Below are 2734 nucleotides of genomic sequence, written 5' to 3'. Positions count from 1 at the left end.
GGCAATTTAGAGGAGTGAAAGATATCCTATTTTTCTTGTTCAGATTATGTAAACTTTATGCCTGATTTTTTAAGACTCCCCAGAAAATGGACTTGATCCATTAAACCTTCTTCAGGAAATCAGTTCCATTCCCAGCCAAATCCTGTCTGAACAACATAATCGTAATCGGATGCACCTTCTATAGGCTGATTATCGTAGTTAACCGAAGTACCTGCTCTTATATAAAAATCCTTTGGCAAATCGTATTTTATATCAATCTTAAAATCGGTTCTTACTCGGCCTTTTTCAGACAAACTCGGATATACTGCAATATTTGTCAACAAATCAAGATTATCCAGATCAAACAGGCTCCATTCCAACGAAAGATATGCTTCGGCACTTTGTCTGACACCAATTTCAGGATCGGTAAATTCTTCATTGTTAAATGCGAGTCCAATCTTCGTATTGAAGTATGTATCATTCGATTTTACAAAGAAATAACCGAGACCACCTTTAATGGTAGATCTCAATTGAAGTTTTTGCTCGTCATTTTGCAGGAAATTACCTTCCGTTGTCAGGAAGAAATCATGAGGAAGGAAATAATTGAAAGTTATATTATACTCATTTCTTCTTACATCTGAAACACTATCCTGAGTATTATTTACAAGATTCATTGAGAATTCCGAGCTCCAGTCGTCTGTAACATAACTCAACAAACTTTGGGCAGAAAACTGTCTGAGGTTTTTTGCCTTAGTAATAGTATATCCAAAATCAACCTTGGCGCTAAGCCTGCTAAAAAAACTATCCTCAAACGATCTGAGGAAAACTATATCCTTAATATCTACAGATATATAACCTTCGTCTGTTTTTATTTTTACTTTCGCCGGATCATTTTCATCAGGAATAAGGCTCGAACTATATCTTCCTCCTTTTTCCCTTTTAGCGGCAGAGTCTTTTTTTTTCGAACCATAAATCCGGCCTTTCTCAATAGACACAACGAAATGAGATTCAGTATTTATTTTAACTACTTTACCCCATTCGATTGAAAAATCACTATCGCTATAAGGTGTTTCCATTTTTAAAATACCACGGTCCATACCTTTAATCTCTCCAACAAGTACATTTCCGTTACTTAGGACAATCGTATCATTTTGCCCAAAAAGAGAAAAAGAAACCAGCACAAACACATTGATTAACAGTATATTAGTTTTCATGAAAAAGTTATTTTAGAAAGTATATTCTAAAATTAACAATTATTCTTATGAAAAAAAAATACAGATTTTAAGACTTTTTATTGGCAAGTTGTCCACAGGCGGCATCAATATCCTTACCCCTGCTTCGACGAACATTAACAACAATTCCGGCATTTTCAAGGGATCTCTGGTAGGCATCGATCACCTTTGGATCGGCCTGTTCGAATCCGTCTTCTTCAATTTGGTTATACTCGATGATATTAATTTTACAGGGTATAATTCTCGCATATTTTATAAGAGCATCAATATCTTCCTGTTTATCGTTAAAATCTTTCCACACTACATATTCATAGGTAACGCGACTTTTGGTTTTATCGTACCAGTATTTTAGAGCCTCGGCCAAATCGGAAAGTGAATTCTTAATATTTATCGGCATCATTCTGGAACGCTTTTCATCTATGGCCGAATGTAGAGAAACAGCCAGACCAAATTTTACCTCATCATCTGCCATTTGTTTTATCTTCTTTGGCAGTCCGGCAGTAGATAACACAATTCTGCGCGGCGACATCTGAAGACCTTCATCGGAAGTAATCATTTCAATAGCCTTTTTTACTTCATCGTAGTTCATCAAAGGCTCTCCCATCCCCATAAACACAATATTCGATAAGGGATGTCCGTAAAAAGAATTACTCTGCTGGTGGGCAGCCACCACCTGATCGTAGATCTCATCTGCCCTCAGGTTTCGCATATTTTTTATGCGCGCCGTGGCACAAAAAGCACAGTTCAGGGCACAACCAACCTGCGAAGAAATGCAGGCAGTAGTTCGTCTTTCGGTTGGAATTAAAACAGATTCCACTACTTTGTCATCAAACAGACGGATAGCATTTTTGATAGTACCATCGCTACTGCGCTGCATATCGTCGACCTTGATATGCTTAATAACAAAATGTTCATTCAACAAAGCACGGGTAGCTTTCGACAGGTTTGTCATCAATTCAAAATCGTGCACACCTTTGCTCCAAAGCCATTCGTAAACCTGCTTTGCCCTGAATGCCTTATCTCCATTGCTGACAAAAAACTCTGTAATCTCTTCTTTCGATAAAGCTCTGATATCGCGCTTTGTTATTTCCTCCATTATTCTAATTCCTAAATTTGATGCAAAATTAGTTAAAAGAATTAAGAAAAAGCAAGATCTTAAGCTTTCGCCCTTTCAGGGCTTAATAAAAAAACCATCATAAGAGAAAGGTTTCTAAACCTTTCTCTTATGATGATGCCCCTTTGGGGCTTAATAAAAATCCTGAAAGAGCAAAACAATTAATATTACGAGAGCCCTGAAAGGACGGAAAAAATCACACTATGCGCAACGTAATGTTTAAACACCTCTCAAGAAAAAGCCCTGAAAGGGCGAAAAAATCAACATTACGCAAAGCGTAATGATTAAACACTCCCCAGAAATAAAGCCCTGAAAAGGCAAAAGAATCTACACTACACAAAGCATAATGTTTAAACACTCCCCAGAAAAAAAGCCCTGAAAGGGCGAAAAAATCAACATTACGCAAAAC

Annotated in this window: 3 protein-coding genes; all 3 read right to left on the bottom strand. The window is 37.1% G+C overall.

Translation table 11 applies throughout. The features are described 5' to 3' along the window. Positions 1-119: 119 nt before the first annotated feature. Positions 120-1193 (bottom strand): DUF481 domain-containing protein, encoded by a 1074-nt coding sequence (locus tag ABFR62_13940; protein MEN8139519.1) that lies wholly within the window; start codon positions 1191-1193, stop codon positions 120-122. A 67-nt stretch (positions 1194-1260) separates the two neighbouring features. Beyond that, positions 1261-2307, bottom strand: a complete 1047-nt coding sequence (gene rlmN / locus ABFR62_13935) for a 23S rRNA (adenine(2503)-C(2))-methyltransferase RlmN (protein ID MEN8139518.1) — start codon at positions 2305-2307, stop codon at positions 1261-1263. A 214-nt stretch (positions 2308-2521) separates the two neighbouring features. Then, positions 2522-2734 (bottom strand): hypothetical protein (locus tag ABFR62_13930; GenBank protein ID MEN8139517.1); only part of this gene is annotated, 213 nt, incomplete at its 5' end.

The organism is Bacteroidota bacterium, from assembly GCA_039714315.1.
In the GTDB taxonomy this organism is placed as follows: domain Bacteria; phylum Bacteroidota; class Bacteroidia; order Flavobacteriales; family JADGDT01; genus JADGDT01.
Note: the sequence above shows the minus strand (reverse complement) of the source record. Positions and strands in the feature narration are given on the sequence as shown.

What these genes read in the sequence shown, in the direction of transcription:
- ABFR62_13940 (MEN8139519.1), bottom strand. Translation starts at nt 1,193, where the DNA reads ATGAAAACTAATATACTGTTAATCAATGTGTTTGTGCTGGTTTCTTTT.
- rlmN (MEN8139518.1), bottom strand. Translation starts at nt 2,307, where the DNA reads ATGGAGGAAATAACAAAGCGCGATATCAGAGCTTTATCGAAAGAAGAG.